The sequence below is a fragment of the Brevibacillus humidisoli genome (genome assembly GCF_020923435.1).
GTDB lineage: Bacteria > Bacillota > Bacilli > Brevibacillales > Brevibacillaceae > Brevibacillus_E > Brevibacillus_E humidisoli.
On sequence record NZ_CP087263.1, the window covers coordinates 1,342,661 to 1,361,639 of the forward strand.

Here is an 18,979-nt window from a genome sequence, read left to right on the forward strand (position 1 = left end):
CGAATAAGATGGGGTAGACCGCAACGATTTCCGGGTACCTTTTTACCAACGGAAAAACCTTTGCGTTTCTGGGTTTTCTTGCAGTAAAATGTACGGAAAGGGGAACGCAGCATGCTAACGGGAATTCACGTTGCCTTTATCGGGGGTGACGCCCGACAGCTGGAAGTGATCAAGAAATGCATCCAGCTTGATGCCAGCGTCACGCTGATCGGTTTTGACAACCTGGAGAGCACCTTCAGCGGGGCAACAAAAAAACCATTAACATGCGATGTGTTGAAAGATGTGGATGCCCTGATCCTGCCTATTGTGGGTACTGACGATCAAGGTTTTGTGGAGAGCGTATTTTGTTCAAAACCACTCCAATTGGTAGAGGAGCACGCTGTTTCGCTAAAAAAGGATTGCGTCGTATATACGGGTATGGCCAAACCTTACTTGCGGACCCTACTCATCCGGCAGCAAATTACGCTGGTGGAGCTTTTGGACAGGGATGACATTGCGATCTACAATTCCATTCCCACCGTAGAAGGCGCTCTCATGATGGCGATCCAGAATACGGACATCACCATCCATGGTTCTCAGGTGATGGTGCTCGGACTTGGCCGGGTAGGGATGTCGCTGGCCCGCAGTCTGCATGCACTCGGAGCGCGGGTACGGGTAGGGGCAAAACGTCCGGAACACATGGCACGCATATATGAGATGGGACTTACCCCGTTTCACATTAGTGAACTGAAGCATCAAGTTACCAATGTAGACATTCTCTTCAATACCATTCCTCACCTAGTCATAACAGCAGAAGTGATTGCTCAGATGCTGCAGACCGCACTGATTATCGATCTCGCCTCCAAACCGGGGGGAACCGATTTTCGCTATGCGGAACGACGCGGCATCAAAGCTCTCCTGGCACCTGGGTTGCCCGGAATCGTTGCGCCGAAAACGGCCGGTCAGATTATTGCCAATACATTGGCCCGGCTAATTGCGGAACAATCCGGAGACCGGGAGGAATAAGCATGAGCCACTTGAGTGGAAAAACGATCGGTTTTGGTTTGACCGGTTCACACTGTACGTTTGAGGAGACGATGCCGCAAATCAAGCGGTTGGTTGATGCAGGCGCCAGAGTCATACCGGTGATTACGCACACGATCCTATCGACCGACACCAGGTTCGGTACCTCAGAGGGATGGCAGAAGCAGTTGGCAGAGATCACGGGTGAGAAAATTATCTCCACGATCCCGGAAGCGGAGCCGCTGGGACCATCCAAACTGCTTGATGTGATGGTCATTGCTCCCTGCACTGGCAATTCGACGAGCCGCCTGGCCAATGCGATAACGGATAGTCCTGTCTTGATGGCAGCCAAAGCAACGCTGCGCAATCTGCGGCCTGTCGTCATCGCCATCTCGACCAATGATGGACTGGGTCTAAACAGTATGAATATTGCCAAGCTGTTGGCGACCAAGAACATCTATTTTGTTCCATTTGGACAGGACGCGCCAGACAAAAAACCGAATTCACTGGTAGCTCGGATGGATCTGATCAAGGAGACGTGCGAAGCAGCGCTGGAAGGTCGACAGCTGCAGCCCCTGCTGATTGAACGATTTCAATATTAAAATAGATTACACTACACAATTGGAGGAGAGAAACGGATGGAGAACCAGACAAACTATACTGTAGCTGTTGTTGGAGCGACAGGTGCTGTAGGACAACAAATGATTTCCCTTTTGGAGGAGCGCAACTTTCCGGTAGGCAAGTTGAAACTGCTGGCTTCTGGGCGTTCGGCAGGGAAAACCGTTCGCTTCAGAGGAGAGGACGTGACCATTGAAGAGGCAAAGCCGGAGAGCTTTGCCGGTGTGGACTACGCTTTGTTCAGTGCTGGAGGATCAGTTAGTAAAGAGCTGGCTCCCCACGCGGTTGAGCATGGCGCGGTCGTTATCGATAACACTAGCGCATACCGGATGGACCCGCAGGTGCCGCTGGTCGTGCCGGAAGTGAACATGGATGCTGCCCGCCAGCATAAAGGGATTATTGCCAATCCCAACTGTTCCACCATTCAGATGGTTTGTGCGCTAAAGCCGTTGTATGACCGCTATGGCATTGACCGCATTATCGTTTCCACGTACCAAGCGGTATCCGGTGCCGGTGCGTCCGCCATCGACGAATTGATTACCCAGACGAGAGACGTTCTGGATGGCAAAGAACCAAAGGCAAACATCATGCCTGTAGGAAAGCTTCCTGTTCATTACCCGATTGCTTTTAATGCGATTCCGCAGATTGACGTATTCACAGAGAACGGCTTCACTTTTGAAGAAATGAAGATGGTGAACGAAACGAAGAAAATCCTGGGCGACGAAGAGGTCAAAGTGGCCGCTACCTGCGTCCGCCTTCCGATCGTCAAAGGCCACAGTGAATCAGTCTATATCGAATTAAAAGATGAGTACGATCTGGATGAAGTATTCTCACTGCTCGGCAGCGCACCAGGAGTGGTGCTTGTCGATTCCCCGTCCGAACAGCGTTACCCGTTGGCTCTCGACTGCGCAGGCAAGCTTGAAGTGTTTGTCGGACGCATCCGTCGTGATTTGACTCACCCACGCGGACTGCATATGTGGGTCGTTTCGGACAACTTGCTAAAGGGAGCTGCATGGAATACGGTGCAAATCGCGGAGGAACTGATCAAGGATAGACAGTAGGAGAGAGGTTCAATGAGAATTCTCGTCCAGAAGTTCGGCGGCTCCTCCCTGACCACGGGAGAGTGCCGCCAGCGAGCGATCCACCATATTGAAAAGGCGCATGCCGAAGGATATGCGCTGGTTGTTGTCGTATCAGCGATGGGGAGAAAAGGCGATCCCTATGCAACCGACACCCTGCTGCAGATGGTCCGCGAAAACGGAAATCAACTCCCCCCACGTGAAGCCGACTTGCTTCTCCATACAGGCGAGATCATTTCGGCAGCCATGATGTGCAGCATGCTGCAGGCTCGTGGAATCAAAGCCACCATTCTGACAGGTGGTCAGGCGAATATCATCACTTCTGACGACCATACCAACGCGCATATTTACACGATTGATCCCAACCGCATCAAGCAGGAGTTGGAGCGGGGATCCGTGGTGATCGTCCCTGGTTTTCAGGGAAGAACAGTAGACTGGGAGATTACAACTCTTGGCAGAGGGGGAAGCGATACGACCGCAACCGCTCTCGGCGTTGCGCTTGGCGCTGAAATGGTTGACATCTTTACCGACGTGAACGGCATTATGACCGCAGACCCTCGCATCGTGGAAGAAGCACAGCCGCTTACTTCTGTTACCTATACAGAGATTTGCAACATGGCTCATCTCGGAGCCAAAGTGATTCATCCGCGGGCAGTTGAGATTGCCATGCAGACCAACGTTCCCATCCGGGTTCGCTCCACGTTTTCGGATGAGCCCGGCACCCTGGTGACATCGATCCAACAGGCGGGACGGATTCATGGTCAGATTAACGATCGTCTTGTGATCGGGATTGCCAACGTGGAGAACCTCACACAGATAAAGGTTTTGGCTAAGGAAGGACAATACGATACACAGCTGCAGGTATTCAAGGCGATGGCCAATCACGGAATCAGCGTTGATTTTATCAATGTGAATCCACGCGGTGTCGCCTACACGGTTCATGATCGGATGGCTGAGCGTGCGTCGGGCATTCTAAAAGAGATGGGATATGAACCGCAATTACTGAGAGAGTGCGCCAAGGTTTCTGTAATCGGTGCCGGTATCGCAGGCGTACCGGGCGTAATGGCGCAGATTGTCGAGGCCTTGACTTGCGATGACGTGCCCATTCTGCAGTCTGCTGATTCCCATACGACCATCTGGGTACTAGTTCATCAGTCAGACATGGTGAAAGCTGTTCGCGCCTTACATCGGCAATTCCAACTTCATAAGAGTGAACATTGATCATGTCGAGAACCTGTTCACCCTCTCTTGTGGGGTGTGACAACAACCTTCTCTCACATGATGGGTTCTGGGGAAAGGATTGAGAGGAAAAGTGGCACGTTTTGGACGACTGGTAACGGCAATGGTAACCCCATTTGACGATGCCTTGCAGATTGATTTGGAAAAGACCGAGCGGCTGATTGACCATCTCCTCCATACGGGAACAACAGCGCTCGTTGTCAGCGGGACGACAGGTGAGTCACCGACGCTGTCACAAGAGGAAAAACTAACCCTGTTGCAGCATGTCGTTCGCTATACAAATGGCCGCTGTCCGGTGATCGTCGGGACGGGGAGCAACCAGACCAAGGGCAGCATTGAATTGACGCAAGAAGCAGAGAAAGTTGGCGCGGATGCGATTATGCTCGTGACACCGTACTACAATCGTCCTTCTCAGGAAGGTTTGTATCAGCACTTTAAGGCTGTAGCGGAGTCAACATCGCTGCCGGTTATGCTCTACAACGTTCCCGGCCGGACGAGTGTCAATATGACGGCAGAGACCACACTGCGCCTGGCGGAAATTCCCAATGTCGTTTGTGTCAAGGAAGCCTCAGGAAACCTGTCGCAAATGGCGAAAATTATAGAACATGCTCCTGAAGGATTCGAACTGTATAGTGGAGATGACGCGATTACGCTGCCCGTTTTGTCTATCGGTGGTGTTGGCGTGGTGAGTGTTGCTAGCCATGTAGTTGGCAGCGAGATGAAGGATATGATTGAAGCTTTTACAAAAGGGGACCATTCTCAGGCAGCCTCATTGCATCGGAAACTGCTGCCGGTATTTGAAGGCCTGTTCGCTTTTCCAAGTCCGACACCGGTCAAGGCAGGACTGGAAAAGCAGGGCGTGCCGGTCGGTGGCGTCCGCCTGCCGCTGATTGAGCTGAACGAGCAGGAGCGCGACTTTATCTACTCACTGCTTGACTGACAAACAATCAGAACATCGTTATGAGGGGAACGGGTTCCGTTTCCCTCTTTTTCTTATTTTCAGTCTTCTTTTCCTCCGTTCTCGAGAAACGCTTACGGTTCAAGTGTTCTCTTGCCACTGTGCAATCCTTCGACACCAACCTGACACAGGATAACCTTTTTCTCAGTTGTTTTCTTCTTTTCATATCGGGTATAATGTGGATAAGTGTTTTGGGGCGGTTGTTTCTAAGTATGTAGCAGACAACTAAATATAGGAGGTACACATATTGGGCAAGTCCAATCATTCGATTCTCATTTTCGCTCTGGGCGGAGTAGGCGAAATTGGGAAGAACATGTACGTCATTCAATGCGACGACGACATCGTCGTTATTGATGCTGGATTAAAATTCCCAGAAGAGGAAATGCTGGGTATTGATATGGTTATTCCCGACATCACGTACCTGGAGGAAAACCGTGATAAAGTGCGCGGAATCATCATCACGCATGGTCACGAAGACCATATCGGCGGACTCCCATACGTGCTGCGCCACGTTAACGTGCCGATCTACGCAACGAAACTGACGCTTGGTTTAATCGAGGCCAAGCTAAAGGAAAGTGGCCTGCTCGGGGAAACGAAACGGCATTTGATCACCGGGGATTCGGAAATCCGGCTCGGCAAGCTGAAAGCGAGTTTCTTTCGGACGAACCACAGCATACCCGATTCAGTCGGTGTCTGTTTAGATACACCGGAAGGGGCGATTGTTCATACAGGTGATTTCAAGTTCGATCAGACACCTGTGAACAATCAGACAGCCGATATTGCCAAAATGGCAGAGATCGGTGCCAAAGGCGTGCTTTGTCTGCTGTCAGACAGCACCAACTCCGAACGACCCGGCTTCACCGGATCGGAACGTTCCGTGGGGGAAGCAATCAAAGACGTATTTAGCAAAGCAACCGGACGTATCATCGTTTCGACGTTTGCGTCCAATGTTCACCGCGTCCAACAAGTATTTGACGCCGCATACGAATACGATCGCAAAGTAGCGATTGTCGGACGCAGCATGGTGAACGTAATTACGATCAGCATGGAACTTGGCTATCTTAACGCTCCCGAGGGCATCATCGTGGAGCCGGATGAAGTGAACAAGCTCCCTGCAGAAAAAGTAGTCATCCTGTCGACAGGAAGTCAAGGGGAGCCGATGTCCGCGCTTACCCGTATGGCCCGATCCGCCCATCGGAAACTGGACATCCTGCCGGGAGATACTGTAGTGATAGCGGCGACACCTATTCCAGGCAACGAGAAATACGTAGCCCGTACAATCGACCAACTGTACCGGATAGGGGCAGAGGTCATCTACGGTGGACATGGTCCAACTGGCACGGTACACGTGTCAGGGCACGGCAGTCAGGAAGATCTTCGCTTGATGCTGAACCTGATGAAGCCGAAGTTTTTTATCCCGATTCACGGTGAGTTCCGGATGCTCAGGATGCACGGCATCCTGGCCGAACAGGTAGGTGTCCCGCCGGAGAACATCTTCCTGCTGGACAACGGAGACAGCGTGGAGATTTCCGATGGGAAGGCTCGATATGGCCCGAAAGTGCATGTGGGCAATGTCCTGATCGACGGCCTTGGTGTCGGTGATGTTGGCAATATCGTGCTCCGCGATCGAAAATTACTTTCACAAGATGGAATTCTGGTAGTTGTCGTTACACTTAGCAAGCAAAACGGTACGATTTTGTCCGGACCAGACATTATCTCCAGAGGCTTCGTCTATGTACGGGAATCAGAAGAATTGCTGGAGGAGGCAAATCGCATCGTGACCCAAACACTTCAAAAATGTGTCGAAGAAAACGTCAATGAATGGTCATCCTTGAAAAATAATGTGAAAGAATCGCTGGGCCGTTATCTGTACGATCAGACTCGCAGACGGCCGATGATCCTACCGATCATCATGGAAGTATAAGGAAGCGAAAAAGGGCAGCGCTGGTCGCTGCCCTTTTTACTTTGCTCTCACGCATTAATTCTCCCCAACCTAACCATACTATGGTTAGTTAAGGAGGTATTGACATGCCCAACACGTCAGTTAACGATTTGTTGCGGAGAACAGCACTACGAAACGACCAACCTCCGCAAACACCATCAACTCCGCCACAGGTGTCACCCCCCCCTTCACCAGGTGTGTCGCCTACCCAACCGCCAGGTATCACACCAGGACAACCGCCAACCGGGGAGGATGCCAAGAAAAACGTTCTTGATACGATCAGCCAGTTGGGTCAGACCAACGTACCCCAATTGGAGAGCAACATCTACTGCCTGTCAATCATCGGCCAGGTGGAAGGGCATATTCAGCTCCCGCCGCAAAACAAGACGACCAAATACGAACATATCATTCCACAGTTGGTCGCAGCAGAACAAAACCCCAAAGTGGAAGGGATTCTCTGCATCCTCAACACAGTAGGCGGGGACGTAGAGGCAGGTCTAGCCATAGCGGAAATGATCGCTTCCCTCTCCAAGCCGATCGTCACCCTTGTTCTGGGCGGCGGACACAGTATCGGCGTGCCGATCGCAGTTGCCGGCGATTATTCGTTCATCACCGAAACAGCGACGATGACGATTCATCCGATTCGGCTGACCGGTCTGGTGATCGGAGTCCCGCAAACCTTTGAGTATCTGGACAAGATGCAGGATCGTGTGGTGAGTTTCGTTTCCCGCAATTCCAAAATATCCGAAGAGCAGTTTCGGGATTTGATGTTGACTACAGGCCAGTTGACACGCGATATCGGGACCAATGTGATCGGAGCCGATGCTGTCAAATACGGTCTGATCGACGAAGTAGGCGGACTGGGCAGCGCCCTCAAGAAACTAAATGACTTGATAGAGCAGGTCCGCAGCCAACAGCAGGTGATACAATGATCATTCATTCCGTTGTTCCGCTAGAGTTGATATTTGAAAATTACGAACAAAACGGGAAGCAGAAGCTGAGGGAGATTGCCCTGGGTGAGGGAGTGAAGATGCTGGTCGAAGAGAACGGCGAGTACGAGGGAACCGTTGTCCGCCTGATCAGTCCCAACCCACAGGATTACCTCAATCCACGGTTTGCACCAGGTCAAAAAATCACCTTTCGTCCCGATATTTCGTAAGCATCTCCTGTATTTCTGATATTTTCCTGTGGTATACTAGATTTGCACAGGACATGCAGCCGAAAAGAAAATCGGCTGCCTTTTCATTCTAAATCGGGAGGCATGCCATGAGCAGAAGAAAGAAGTCGTCCAAACGATCATGGGCCTCGGTTGTGAAAACAGAACTCATGGGATTACTGGTTATTGCATTGGCTCTGATCGGACTGCTGGAAAGCGGTTGGTTGGGCAAACAGGTGTTGGCCTTTCTGTTTCGCTTTATCGCGGGCTCGTGGGACTTTGCCATTCCGTTGTTGATGATCGGTGTGGCGCTACATATGATGTTCACGCGCCGTCCGCCAAAACTGACGCCGCGGATCGCAGGCTTCCTGTTGTTGCTATTGTCTATTTTAATATGGGATCACATGCTGTTGTATCAGATGATCACTGCCGAAGGACGGTTTGAACAAAGCATTGTACGGGTTACGTGGGACAGGTTGTGGGCAGAGCAGGGCCAGGAGGTGTCGACGACTAGTGTAGCTGGCGGGATGCTGGGTGCGCTGCTCTTTGCCATCAGCTATCAACTGGTCGGAGGAGTCGGCACCGGGCTCCTGATCGGCTTGTTTGGACTGATCGGTATCATGCTTGTCTTTAACCTGTCTTACGTAGATGTGTTGGTCTTCGTAAAAAACAAAGTGCGCGGCGGATACGACAAACTGAAGCAGTCCGTCAAGGAATCGGTACAACTGCTGCATGATGAAAGCCAAAAAGAAAAAGAAGGGGAAGAGACTCCAGCTGCGGAGGAGGCGGCTGCTCTCGAACAGCCGCCCGTCGCGGCAATCGGGCCGTATTCGGATGAGAGCGGATCTGCTGAGGGAGAGATTTCGCCCCCCGTGCAGCCTGAAGAGGAACCGTCGATCAACCCAGTGATTCGCGATTTTGCCGAACGACTGATCGAAGAAGGGGAAGAGATGCCGGCCGCGGCCATTCTGTCAAAAGAACAGCAAGCCAGGAGCGGTGCATCCGGTAAGGCGACACGGATTTCCGCACAAAGTGAGCATCAGGATGCCGGCTTCTCCCTCTCACAGCAGATGGACGAACAGATCCTGCCGTACGAGATCCCCGGCTTGAAGATGCTCTCCAGACCAAAAGCTCATCCGCTGGGCAAGGATGTTGACCATACCACCAATGCTGCCAAGCTGGTAAACACGCTGAAAAGCTTCGGTGTAAATGCCATTGTCTCTGAAGTACATCGCGGTCCAGCGGTAACCCGCTACGAGGTACAACCGGCGACAGGCGTCAAGGTGAGCCGGATCGTCAGTCTAACCGACGACCTTGCCTTGGCTTTGGCAGCCAAAGACATTCGAATCGAAGCGCCCATACCGGGCAAATCGGCGATCGGGATTGAGGTGCCCAATACGGAAGTGGCCGTCGTGACACTCCGCGAGGTATTGGAATCGAGCCGTTACCAGGATGCGTCAGCAAAACTGACAGTGGCGCTGGGACGGGACATCTCTGGTGAACCCATCGTCGCCGATTTGGCCAAAATGCCGCACCTTTTGGTTGCAGGGGCGACCGGGAGCGGCAAGTCCGTCTGCATCAACGGGCTGATCATGAGTATCTTGTTTAAGGCAAAACCGCATGAAGTAAAACTGATGATGATCGATCCCAAGATGGTGGAGTTAAATGTGTACAACGGCATCCCCCATCTCTTGGCACCGGTTGTAACCGATCCGCGCCGGGCATCTGTGGCGCTGAAGAAAGTAGTGGCGGAGATGGAACGACGCTACAATCTATTCGCCCAAAACGGCAGCCGCAATATTGAAATGTACAATCAGATAGTCCGCGACCAGGCAGGAGGAGATGACAAACAGGCCCCGCTCCCCTACATCGTCGTCATTGTGGACGAGCTGGCCGACCTGATGATGGTGGCGCCAGGCGAAGTGGAGGATGCGATCTGCCGGTTGGCACAGATGGCCAGAGCAGCCGGCATTCATCTGATCATTGCAACGCAGCGCCCCTCCGTAGACGTGATCACCGGTGTGATCAAAGCCAACATTCCATCGCGAATTGCTTTTGGCGTCTCCTCGATGGCTGATTCACGGACAATTTTGGATATGGGTGGTGCAGAAAAGCTGCTGGGCAGAGGAGATATGCTCTTTTTGCCGATGGGTGCCTCCAAACCGATCCGCGTACAAGGGGCTTTCGTCTCGGACAAGGAAGTGGAAGAGGTGGTCCGCTTCGTCAAAGAGCAGCAGGAGGCGCGTTACCAGGAAGAGATGATTCCCGAAGAGGCAAGTGACGAACCACAGACGGTGATCGATGACGAGCTGTACGATCAAGCGGTCCAGATCGTCGTCGAAGCACAGACGGCATCTGCCTCCCTGCTGCAGCGTCGACTGCGCATCGGCTATACCCGGGCAGCCAGGTTGATCGATATGATGGAATCGCAAGGAGTTGTTGGGCCGTACGAAGGCAGCAAACCTCGAGAGGTGAAAGTGCCTCGCCCGTCACAGGAAAGCAACATCTCCTAAGTACGATGACTGGAGAATCCTCGCTCTATAAAAAATTTTGGACTTGCATCAAACTCACAGCATAGGGTAAAATTTTTTAGGTACTAAAGGAAATACTGGGAAGCCGCATGGATAGTAGATTTTGGTGGCTTTCCCTTTTGTTTCCGCCTAGGTGACATAATACAAATGTATGGGGGTCAACAGGTATGAAAAAGTTTTTCTCAGTTTTGTCCGCTGCCACCCTGAGTTTGGCGCTGCTGCTCGCAGGATGCGGCACGGCAAACAACAATCAGCCGGCAGAAAACGGCGGCAATGCGGAACAACCCGCTCCGGCTGAAGGAGACCAAGCCGAACAGCCGAAATCCGATCTGAAAGTAGGCATGGTGACGGACGTAGGTGGCGTTAACGACAACTCCTTCAACCAAAGTGCATGGGAAGGGCTGCAAAAGCTGCAGCAGGATACCGGTATTGAAGTGAAGTATCTGCAGAGCAATAAAGATGACCAATACATCCCTAACCTGAATGAGTTTGTGAAAAACGGATGGGACCTGACCTGGGGGATCGGCTTCCTGATGGGTGATCACGTCAAGCAGGTAGCTGAGCAAAACCCTGATGCCAAGCTGGCCATCATCGATGCTGTAGTGGAAGCACCGAACGTGGAATCGATTACTTTTAAAGAACATGAAGGTTCGTTCCTCGTAGGTGTGGTAGCGGCTTCGATGAGCAAGTCCGGCAAAGTAGGATTTGTCGGCGGCATGGACATCCCGGTTATCAAACGCTTTGAGGCAGGCTTTAAAGCTGGTGTCAAGGCTGTAAAACCGGATATGGAAGTCGTCACGATTTATACCGGTGCGTTTGACAAACCGGACGAAGGCAAATCGGCTGCATCGACGATTTACGGTGGGGGTGCAGATATCATCTTCCACGCTGCCGGCGCAACGGGCGACGGTGTATTTAACGAAGCGAAGGATCGTAAATCGAAAGGTGAAGATGTTTGGGTAATCGGGGTTGACAAGGATCAATCGCTCACCTTCGGAAAAGAAATCACGCTCACCTCGATGGTAAAGCGCGTTGACGAAGCCGTATACCGCGTATCGAAGGATCTGTCAGAAGGCAAGTTTGAAGGCGGCAAGCCGGTTGCACTTGGTCTGAAAGAAAACGGCGTAGGCCTGCCGGAGACTTCCAAAGACACGGTACCGGAAGATGTTCTGAAGAAAGTGGAAGAATTCAAGCAAAAAATTATCGACGGTGAGATTACCGTACCGGAAGAACCCGCAGAATAATAGAAGAATGCTGCACATCACAAGGCTAGTTGGAGCAACTAGCCTTGTTCCTTACTTCCCACTGAAATCCCAAAAACGGGGTGAATGCGATTGAGTCGAGCAGAAACAGTAGTGGAAATGAGAGGGATCACCAAGCGTTTCCCGGGGATTGTCGCCAATGATCAGGTGAATCTGCGGGTAAAAAAAGGGGAGATTCATGCCCTGCTTGGCGAAAACGGAGCAGGCAAGTCAACCCTGATGAACATCTTGTTCGGACTGTATCAACCGGATGAGGGAGAAATCCTGATCAATGAAAAGCCTGTCAAAATAACCAATCCCAGTGTTGCAAACGATTTGGGCATCGGGATGGTGCACCAGCATTTCATGTTGGTCGAGCCTTTTACGGTAACAGAGAACATCGTCCTTGGCAAAGAGCCGCGCAAAGGGTTGGAAATCGACGTGAAGTCTGCGGCCAGAGAAGTTGCAGCCATATCGGAGCGCTACGGGTTAAGAGTGGACCCGTATGCCAAGATTGAGGAAATCTCCGTCGGCATGCAGCAGCGCGTAGAAATTTTAAAAACTCTGTATCGCGGTGCCGACATTCTGATCTTCGACGAGCCGACAGCGGTGCTGACACCGCAGGAGATTCATGAACTCATTGATATTATGAAAAATCTTGTTGCTGAAGGGAAGACGATTATTCTCATCACCCACAAGCTGAAAGAGATTATGGCTGTTTGCGATACGGTCACCATCATTCGTCGTGGAAAGGTGGTTGACTCGCTTGCGGTCGCTGAGACCAATCCTGACGAATTGGCTGCCAAGATGGTCGGCCGTGAGGTAAGCTTTAGCGCGGACAAGCAGCCGGCCGCTCCAAAAGAAGTAATTTTGGCCGTCGACAACGTGATGGCCGTCGGCAATCGCGGTGTAAATGCGTTAAACGCTATTTCTTTTGACATACGGGCAGGCGAAATCTTGGGTATTGCCGGAGTTGACGGCAACGGCCAAAGCGAACTGATCGAAGTGCTCACCGGGCTGCGCAAGGTGCAGCAGGGAACGATCAAACTGAAGGGAATCGACATCACCAACCGGACACCTCGCGAGATTTCGGAAGCAGGTATTTCCCATATACCCGAGGATCGCCACAAGCGGGGACTGGTGCTAGACTTCACGATGAGTGAAAATATGGTGCTGGCTACATACTATCATTCGCAATACAACAAAAACGGGTTCCTCGATTACCAGGCGATTGACAGACAGGCAGAGCGTCTGATCGCCGAGTTCGACGTGCGCACACCCAGTATACATACCCAAGCCAGGGCATTGTCAGGCGGAAATCAGCAAAAAGCGATCATCGCCCGCGAGGTGGATAAAGACCCGGACTTGCTGATTGCCGCACAGCCGACCCGCGGTCTTGACGTAGGAGCGATTGAGTTTATTCACAGGCGTCTCGTAGAACAGCGGGATAAAGGGAGAGCGGTGCTGCTGCTGTCGCTGGAACTAGACGAAATCATGAACGTGGCCGATCGGATTGCGGTCATTTATGAGGGCAAAATCGTTGGATTTGTCGATCCGAAAGAGACGAATGAACAGGAGCTTGGACTGATGATGGCCGGCGGAAAACAATTGCAAGGAGGACGCAGCGATGAATAAACTGGGACAGATTTTTATCAAGGAATCGTTTCTGGTTCCTGTCGTTGCGATAATCCTGGGATTGTTGACAGGCGCGATCGCCATGCTGGCCGGGGGATTTGACCCACTGCTTGCGTATCAATCCCTGTTGAACAAAGTATTTGGCAACCTTTACAACTTCGGGGAGACGATCCGACAGATTACCCCGTTGATTTTTACCGGCCTCTCTGTCGCATTTGCCTTTCGGACTGGGTTGTTCAACATTGGCGCGGAAGGCCAATTTATCATGGGAATGATCGCGTCCGTCTTTGTGGGGATTACCGTGGATTTGCCCTTTTATCTGCACGCTCCGCTCTGTCTGCTTGCTGGTGCTCTGGCAGGAGGATTATGGGGAGCGATCGCAGGTTATTTGAAAGCGTTTCGCGGCGTTCACGAAGTGATTACGACGATTATGTTGAACTGGACGGCGCTGTACTTCTCCAATTACATCTTAAACGCTTTTCTGGTGCCAAAAGGAGAGCAACGCTCAGAGGACATCAAGGAATCTGCCTACATTTCCGTTCAATGGCTCTCGGAGATGTTTGACAATGCACGTCTGCACTGGGGCACCTTGCTGGCTTTAGTGGCCGCTGTCGTCTTTTACATCCTGCTGTGGAAGACGAAAACCGGTTTTGAGCTGCGTGCAGTTGGGTTTAACCCGCACGCCTCTGAATACGCCGGGATGAATGTGAACAAAAACGTGATTAACGCCATGTTGATTGGCGGTGTGTTTGCCGGATTGGGCGGTGCTTGCGAAGTACTTGGTGTTTTCCATTATCAGGCGATCCTTTCCGCGATGCCGGGTTACGGCTTTGATGGAATCGCTGTCGCCTTGATTGGTGGCAACACCGCAGTTGGTGTCGTACTGGGAGCGATTCTGTTCGGTGTGCTTACCTATGGTGCGTCTGGTATGAACTTTGGTGCCGGTGTACCCGTAGAATTGATCCGGGTCGTGATTGCTTCTGTCATCTTTTTCGTCGCGGCTCACGGGATCGTGAAGTACATCCTGAAACCTGTGATTTCCAAGAAGAAAGAGGTGCTGTAGCGGATGGATTTCTTGCAAATCATTAGCAATCTGATTCACGATACCATCGTCTTTTCTACAGCACTGATTTTTGCAGCTCTTGGGGGACTTTACTCCGAGCGTTCCGGTGTGGTCAATATTGCCTTGGAAGGCATGATGATTGCCGGTGCCTTTACAGGCGCGGTTGTTACCTTTTTTGCCCAGGATATGGGTGTACTTGCTCCGTGGATCGGTTTCGCGGCAGCAATACTGGCTGGTGCGCTGTTTTCCCTGCCGCATGCGACCGCATCCATTACGTTTAAGGCAGATCAGGTGGTGAGTGGTGTAGCACTCAACTTTCTTGCTGCCGGACTAACGGTCTACTTGACAAAAATCATCTTTGACGGCGCAGGCCAAACGACTACGCTGTCAACGGTATTCTCCAAATGGAACTTGTTGGGGCTGGGAGATATCCCGTATCTCGGGCATGCCTTGTTTGAGGCGTATCCAACCAGTTATATCGCCTTTTTGCTGGTGGCCATCACCTGGTATGTGCTGTACAAGACGCCGTTTGGACTTCGTCTGCGTTCCGTCGGGGAGCACCCACGGGCCGCCGATACGGCCGGCATTAATGTAAAGCGGGTGCGCTATACGGCAGTACTGATCAGCGGTGCACTGGCAGCGATGGGTGGTGCGACGATCGCGCTGACGACGACAAGCAATTTCTCGCACAATACGGTCTCTGGACAAGGCTTTATCGCGCTGGCAGCGTTAATCTTCGGCAAGTGGCATCCACTAGGTGCGCTGGCAGCAGCCCTGTTTTTCGGGATCGCCCAGGCATTGAAAGGGCTGGTCCAAGTGTACGAACTGACTGCCTACATTCCGATTGAGTTTATATACATGCTGCCGTACATCTTGACGATTCTCGTTCTGGCAGGTGTGGTTGGCAGATCTAAATCTCCAGCGGCGTTGGGGAAACCCTATGAAACTGGCTCACGTTAATTGACAAAAATTGTTCCTAGTCCCTGCTTACGGATTCATGCCATAATTTTTACGTACCCTGCTCTGTTCCTGCATGAGACGAAGGGGGACTACAGATGGAACAAGTTTATAAGCGGAAAAGACCTCGCCTGATGGGCAGGTGGTTAGGCGCGCTAGCCTGCTGTGCCTTCCTGTTCACAGTACCGCATGCGGTCGAGGCGGCAAGTGCTTCACCTGGACCAGTCATCCCGCTGATGATAGATGGAAAAGGTGTTGCTTCCGACGTGCAGCCGATCATTCGCAATGGTCGAATGTTGGTGCCGATTCGAGTGATCGCGGAAAAAGGAGATCTGGCTGTATCGTTTGATGCCAGCAGCAAAACGGTTCATTTAAAGGGAGAGCAGCAGATACAGGTTACGGTAAACAGCCGCCAAGCTTGGGCGAATGGAAATAAAGTTCAACTGGATGCTGCGCCAACCATCGTAAGCGGCCGTACACTCGTACCTATTCGCTTTGTCAGCGAGGTGCTCGGTTATCACGTTAGCTGGGACAGCCGATCCAAGATTGCCCGCGTCTCGACTGATGAGTTCGTGCAAAAATACGTCATCCGTGACGGTGAATCGCTATGGCAGATCAGCCGCCTGCACAACGTGCCGATCCAGGCGATTCAACAGCTTAACCTACTGGATGGGGACGTGATCAGAACCGGACAGATGCTGCTGATACCAAGAAGCGGCAGTCAGCCGTATATTCCTGCCTCCGGCACCGGCAACAGCTACCTGGTTCAGGAGGGTGATACGCTGGCGGTGGTGGCCAAGCGGCACGGTACAACGGTCCAAGCGATTGTTTCACATAATCGCCTTACCGATACGAACCTTTATGTGGGGCAGGTGCTCTATTTGCCGCCAGGAGCCAGCCGCTCCAGTCATCCTCTCTCTAGACAACTGTCAGAGAAGCAGCTGCTGGCAGAGGAAAATGTCTTTCCCCTTGGCGCGTTAAGCCGCTATGAGCCGTTCTACGATACATATGGGGATGGAAGGCAGTGGAACGTAGACGACACCACTGATGAACGAACCCATCAAGGTATTGACATCATGGCCGAGAAAGGCACACCAATCTATTCGGCTTCGTCAGGTGTGATCAATCGGATCGGGTGGAATCCATATGGTGGTTGGCGGATCAACATCACTGACGCCAGCGGACGATATCGCCTGTACTATGCTCACATGTCCGGTTATGCTCCTGGTCTCGCAGTGGGTACCAGGGTTGAGGCAGGCCAACTGATCGGCTTTGTCGGAAATACCGGATATGGAACGATAGGCACGTCAGGGAAGTTTCCTACTCATCTCCACTTTGGATTGTACCAGGCAGCAACCAATCAGACGTTCAATCCCTTTTACTACTTAAAGTACTGGGAGAGCCGGAAGGTATGGTAAAAAGAGTAAGACGCATACGGTTCACCCCTCTCGGACATGCTAAGCGGTATCATACAAATGGCCAGGAGGGGTGCCGATGTGGGTGTGCCCATACTGTGGCGGGAACCAGGGACAACCGTTTCATGACGCACATTTGAGCGGTGTACTCTGTCTTGCACCTGATTGTGGACGGTTTGATGCCCGTGTAGATGATGAGCAGGAACAAATCGACGTATGGGATGACAGCGATTTTTAAATACGAACAAGGAGCTTCTGAGAAGCTCCTTTTTTCTTCTGTTAAAATTTTGTAACATGGTAGACAGAAGGAGGTGGCACGGTGGCCAAACAGAGACTTCAGCTTGAGGAGATGCTGACAGAATCATTGATTGAATTTTTAGAATCGATTTGCAATGGCGTGATTCTTGTCGATCGGGAGGGAATCATCCAATACGTAAACAAAAGCGGCTGTCACATGCTCGGATTAAAAGGGTCCGAGGTCGTCTCCCGTTCGATCACCAGTATTGCTCCAGGTACCGATATCTTGCAGGTGATTCGTGAAGGAAAACCTAGTCTGCGGCGGCAAATCCGCTTTGGGGATTACTCATTTCTCGTTGACCGAACTCCTTTTGTGGTCAACGGACAAATCGTAGGTGGTATCTCGCTTTTTCAGGAGATTACCGATTTTGAAGAAGCTTCCCAAAAACGATCGGAACAGGAGAGGGAACTGCGGCAGTTTAAAGAATTGGTTGATCAATTATACGATGGGATTGTCATGATAGACCGCGGCGGAACGATTACCATGATCAACCAGACCTACTGCGACTTCCTCGGAACAACCATCGAAGAGGCAGTGGGTAAACATGTAACCGAGGTGATTGAGAATACGCGAATGCATGTCGTCTTGGAGACGGGTAAACCGGAACTAGGTGAACTGATGCGTATCGGGGACCGGGAGCTGCTGGTCAGTCGGATGCCGCTGCGGGAAGGAGACGAGATCGTCGGCGGCTTGGGAAAAGTGATTTTCAACGACCTGCGGGAACTGCGAAGCATCGTCGAACGATACAATATCATGGAGCGGAAGCTGGACTTGTATCGTCAGGAATTAAAGCGGATGAAAGGTGCGAAGTATTCATTTGAACATATCTATGCTGACCATCCTCTGATGAAGGACGCGATCCTGCTGGCCAAACGGGTGTCAAGGACCCGTTCTTCCGTACTGATCTTGGGGGAAAGCGGCACTGGCAAAGAACTGTTTGCCCATGCTATCCATGAGTACAGTTCCCGTTCGGAGAATGCGTTTGTCCGAGTCAACTGTGCGGCTATCCCCAAAGATTTGATGGAAGCAGAGCTGTTCGGTTACGAAGAAGGTGCATTTACCGGGGCCAAGAAAGGTGGAAAACCGGGCAAGATCGAATTGGCACACGGCGGCACCCTGTTTTTGGACGAGATTGGCGATATGTCGTTGGACATGCAGGTGAAGCTGCTGCGTGTCTTGCAAGAAAAAGAGGTGGAACGGGTTGGAGGGACCCGGCCGATACCGGTAGACATCCGTGTGATCGCAGCCACGCACCGACCGCTGGAGCAGCTGATCAAGGAGAACAAGTTTCGCGAAGATTTGTATTATCGTCTTCATGTGTTTACGGTTAATATCCCGCCGCTTCGGGTACAGGGAGAGTCGATCCTCCGTCTGGTGGAACACCTGATCAGCAAACTGAACAAGGAGCTGTATACCGCGGTTGAAGGAGTAAGCCGGCGCGTGCAAGAGGTGTTTCTCTCACATCGCTGGCCGGGCAACGTGCGCGAGTTGCAAAATGTGCTGGAGAGAGCGGTACAGCTGGCGGAACAGGGCGAATTGCAGCTGGAGCATCTGCCACCCTACCTGCAGGATAAACAAGTAGTTCGTGAAGGAGATGTGTTGACGCTCGATTTGGAAGCGGAACTGGCTAAGACCGAGCAGAAAGTATTGGAACTAGCGCTGCAGCACTGCGGCGGGAACAAGGTACGGGCCGCGCAGCTGTTGGGGATCCATCGTGCCAGTTTATATCGGAAAATTGAAAAATATGGTTTGTAGATCAAGGTAGATCAAGTTTGTAGGCTAGGCTTGTAGATCAGCACCCTAGATGGATATATGATGCGACATGTAGCATAGATGAGACGGTTA

Annotated in this window: 16 protein-coding genes; all 16 read left to right on the plus strand. The window is 51.8% G+C overall.

All coding sequences use genetic code 11. From position 1 onward, the window contains the following. The first annotated feature begins 111 nt into the window (after nucleotides 1-111). A complete protein-coding gene (gene dpsA, locus LOK74_RS06700) occupies nucleotides 112-1,005 on the plus strand; it encodes a dipicolinate synthase subunit DpsA (RefSeq protein ID WP_230045876.1) in 894 nt (297 codons plus the stop codon). Nucleotides 1,006-1,007: 2 nt separating this feature from the next. After that, the gene (locus LOK74_RS06705; RefSeq protein WP_230045877.1) at nucleotides 1,008-1,604 is read left to right on the plus strand and encodes a dipicolinate synthase subunit B; all 597 of its coding nucleotides are present in this window, start codon (nucleotides 1,008-1,010) and stop codon (nucleotides 1,602-1,604) included. Between the two features lie 36 nt (nucleotides 1,605-1,640). Next, the gene (locus LOK74_RS06710) at nucleotides 1,641-2,681 is read left to right on the plus strand and encodes an aspartate-semialdehyde dehydrogenase (protein WP_230045878.1); all 1,041 of its coding nucleotides are present in this window, start codon (nucleotides 1,641-1,643) and stop codon (nucleotides 2,679-2,681) included. A 12-nt stretch (nucleotides 2,682-2,693) separates the two neighbouring features. Further along, nucleotides 2,694-3,920 (plus strand): aspartate kinase, encoded by a 1,227-nt coding sequence (gene dapG, locus LOK74_RS06715; RefSeq protein ID WP_230045879.1) that lies wholly within the window; start codon nucleotides 2,694-2,696, stop codon nucleotides 3,918-3,920. A gap of 91 nt (nucleotides 3,921-4,011) precedes the next feature. Further along, nucleotides 4,012-4,878 carry a 4-hydroxy-tetrahydrodipicolinate synthase gene (gene dapA, locus LOK74_RS06720; protein WP_230045880.1) on the plus strand — a complete coding sequence of 289 codons (867 nt, stop codon included), beginning with the start codon at nucleotides 4,012-4,014 and terminating at the stop codon, nucleotides 4,876-4,878. Between the two features lie 265 nt (nucleotides 4,879-5,143). Next, a complete protein-coding gene (locus LOK74_RS06725; protein WP_230045881.1) occupies nucleotides 5,144-6,820 on the plus strand; it encodes a ribonuclease J in 1,677 nt (558 codons plus the stop codon). A gap of 104 nt (nucleotides 6,821-6,924) precedes the next feature. Continuing rightward, on the plus strand, nucleotides 6,925-7,770 hold the full coding sequence (locus tag LOK74_RS06730) for a ClpP family protease (protein WP_230045882.1): 846 nt from the start codon (nucleotides 6,925-6,927) through the stop codon (nucleotides 7,768-7,770). Then, on the plus strand, nucleotides 7,767-7,997 hold the full coding sequence (locus LOK74_RS06735; protein WP_230045883.1) for a YlzJ-like family protein: 231 nt from the start codon (nucleotides 7,767-7,769) through the stop codon (nucleotides 7,995-7,997). Before LOK74_RS06730 ends, LOK74_RS06735 begins: the two co-directional genes overlap by 4 nt. 107 nt (nucleotides 7,998-8,104) lie before the next feature. Beyond that, entirely contained in the window at nucleotides 8,105-10,507 is a 2,403-nt protein-coding gene (locus tag LOK74_RS06740; protein WP_230045884.1) for an FtsK/SpoIIIE family DNA translocase, read from the plus strand. 185 nt (nucleotides 10,508-10,692) lie between these two features. Further along, nucleotides 10,693-11,769, plus strand: a complete 1,077-nt coding sequence (locus LOK74_RS06745; protein ID WP_230045885.1) for a BMP family lipoprotein — start codon at nucleotides 10,693-10,695, stop codon at nucleotides 11,767-11,769. Nucleotides 11,770-11,859: 90 nt separating this feature from the next. Further along, entirely contained in the window at nucleotides 11,860-13,401 is a 1,542-nt protein-coding gene (locus tag LOK74_RS06750) for an ABC transporter ATP-binding protein (RefSeq protein WP_277613426.1), read from the plus strand. Further along, the gene (locus LOK74_RS06755; protein ID WP_230045887.1) at nucleotides 13,394-14,464 is read left to right on the plus strand and encodes an ABC transporter permease; all 1,071 of its coding nucleotides are present in this window, start codon (nucleotides 13,394-13,396) and stop codon (nucleotides 14,462-14,464) included. The genes LOK74_RS06750 and LOK74_RS06755 overlap by 8 nt, the downstream gene beginning before the upstream one ends. 3 nt (nucleotides 14,465-14,467) lie before the next feature. Then, nucleotides 14,468-15,424 (plus strand): ABC transporter permease, encoded by a 957-nt coding sequence (locus LOK74_RS06760; protein ID WP_230045888.1) that lies wholly within the window; start codon nucleotides 14,468-14,470, stop codon nucleotides 15,422-15,424. A 95-nt stretch (nucleotides 15,425-15,519) separates the two neighbouring features. Then, the gene (locus tag LOK74_RS06765) at nucleotides 15,520-16,839 is read left to right on the plus strand and encodes a stalk domain-containing protein (RefSeq protein WP_230045889.1); all 1,320 of its coding nucleotides are present in this window, start codon (nucleotides 15,520-15,522) and stop codon (nucleotides 16,837-16,839) included. A gap of 76 nt (nucleotides 16,840-16,915) precedes the next feature. Further along, a complete protein-coding gene (locus LOK74_RS06770; RefSeq protein ID WP_230045890.1) occupies nucleotides 16,916-17,074 on the plus strand; it encodes a hypothetical protein in 159 nt (52 codons plus the stop codon). An 81-nt stretch (nucleotides 17,075-17,155) separates the two neighbouring features. Next, nucleotides 17,156-18,889, plus strand: a complete 1,734-nt coding sequence (locus LOK74_RS06775) for a sigma 54-interacting transcriptional regulator (RefSeq protein WP_230045891.1) — start codon at nucleotides 17,156-17,158, stop codon at nucleotides 18,887-18,889. Nucleotides 18,890-18,979 lie beyond the last annotated feature (90 nt).

Coding starts and splice junctions, on each gene's coding strand:
- dpsA (WP_230045876.1), top strand. CDS start 112: ATGCTAACGGGAATTCACGTTGCCTTTATCGGGGGTGACGCCCGACAG.
- LOK74_RS06705 (WP_230045877.1), top strand. CDS start 1,008: ATGAGCCACTTGAGTGGAAAAACGATCGGTTTTGGTTTGACCGGTTCA.
- LOK74_RS06710 (WP_230045878.1), top strand. CDS start 1,641: ATGGAGAACCAGACAAACTATACTGTAGCTGTTGTTGGAGCGACAGGT.
- dapG (WP_230045879.1), top strand. CDS start 2,694: ATGAGAATTCTCGTCCAGAAGTTCGGCGGCTCCTCCCTGACCACGGGA.
- LOK74_RS06730 (WP_230045882.1), top strand. CDS start 6,925: ATGCCCAACACGTCAGTTAACGATTTGTTGCGGAGAACAGCACTACGA.
- LOK74_RS06735 (WP_230045883.1), top strand. CDS start 7,767: ATGATCATTCATTCCGTTGTTCCGCTAGAGTTGATATTTGAAAATTAC.
- LOK74_RS06740 (WP_230045884.1), top strand. CDS start 8,105: ATGAGCAGAAGAAAGAAGTCGTCCAAACGATCATGGGCCTCGGTTGTG.
- LOK74_RS06745 (WP_230045885.1), top strand. CDS start 10,693: ATGAAAAAGTTTTTCTCAGTTTTGTCCGCTGCCACCCTGAGTTTGGCG.
- LOK74_RS06755 (WP_230045887.1), top strand. CDS start 13,394: ATGAATAAACTGGGACAGATTTTTATCAAGGAATCGTTTCTGGTTCCT.
- LOK74_RS06760 (WP_230045888.1), top strand. CDS start 14,468: ATGGATTTCTTGCAAATCATTAGCAATCTGATTCACGATACCATCGTC.
- LOK74_RS06765 (WP_230045889.1), top strand. CDS start 15,520: ATGGAACAAGTTTATAAGCGGAAAAGACCTCGCCTGATGGGCAGGTGG.
- LOK74_RS06770 (WP_230045890.1), top strand. CDS start 16,916: ATGTGGGTGTGCCCATACTGTGGCGGGAACCAGGGACAACCGTTTCAT.